Raw genomic sequence first — 620 nt, forward strand, 5'->3', positions numbered from 1 at the left:
CACCCGAGCAAAGCCCACGAAACGACCCCAACCCCCGCCCACAAAACGCTGAACGCGGGCACCCAAACCCACCACCCCACGAACACCCGACGCAGGATCGGAGCCGACGGCGGTACGAGTGGTGCGCGCGAAACGGGCACGGGCTCGGACACGGGCGGGGAGTTTCCTGCCGGGCCCGGCACCGGTACGACCAGCCCGGGCCACTGCGGCGATGTGCGCGCCGGTGAGGCCGTCTGCGGGTTTTGTCGCGGCGAGGGTTGCCAGGAGAAGCAGGTCTGCCCACCAGCACCACAGGAGCAGGTCGGTGCTGTCCGGGGCGGTCCAGCCGAGACGGTCGCAGGCCAGCCACAACAGCGTGACGGCCGACACTGCCGACAGGGCCGCGCCCGGTGCGGTGCGTCGGCGCAGCAGCGGTGCTGCGCGGGCGGCCAGGAGCAGGAAGAGCAGCAGCCGACTCGCGCTCGGGCCGGCCGCGGGCAGCAGGTCGGGGCCGCCGCCCGGGATCAGGCCCGCGCCTGCCGGCAGCCCGAAGGCCAGGACCGCGAGCGCGCTGTCCCGGGCGCGCGGTCCGCGCAGGTGGGACCACCGGTGTACGGGTGGCATGCCGGGCGCGGTCAGCG

Annotated in this window: 1 protein-coding gene; it reads right to left on the reverse strand. The window is 74.7% G+C overall.

The features are described from left to right. Positions 1 to 603: hypothetical protein (locus tag GT354_RS47535; protein WP_202513104.1), on the reverse strand; the 603-nt coding region annotated here is incomplete at its 3' end. Positions 604 to 620: the final 17 nt, after the last annotated feature.

Source organism: Streptomyces sp. SID3343, assembly GCF_009865215.1.
GTDB lineage: Bacteria > Actinomycetota > Actinomycetes > Streptomycetales > Streptomycetaceae > Embleya.